Raw genomic sequence first — 358 nt, forward strand, 5'->3', positions numbered from 1 at the left:
CTGGTCGAAGGCGTCCGCGAACACCGGGAACGCCTCGTACAAGCCCCGGCCCATCGACGCTCGCTGCGCACCCTGCCCCGTGAACAGGAACGCCACCCGACCAGAACCCGCAACACCCTTCAGACAACCCGACCCGGAAGCTAACGCGCCCAGCCCGGTCGTCAACCCCACGGTGTCACCGTCGAGCACCACCGCCCGATGGGCCAGCGCGGCACGGCGGGCTGCCGCTGCGGCGAGCGTCGGGCCGGTCCCGTGCGCCTCGACCGCGACGTCGTCCTGCGGGGACAGCCGCGCCGCCGCCACCGCCGCGCACAACACCCCCTGCAGCGACGGACCGTGCGGCGCAGGCAGACCGGCC

1 protein-coding gene is annotated in these 358 nt (G+C 74.3%); it reads right to left on the reverse strand.

Translation table 11 applies throughout. The features are described from left to right. Positions 1–358 (reverse strand): hypothetical protein (locus PUR56_RS00110; protein WP_329947324.1); only part of this gene is annotated, 358 nt, incomplete at both ends.

This window comes from Streptomyces sp. BE303, from assembly GCF_036290945.1.
Classification (GTDB): domain Bacteria; phylum Actinomycetota; class Actinomycetes; order Streptomycetales; family Streptomycetaceae; genus Kitasatospora.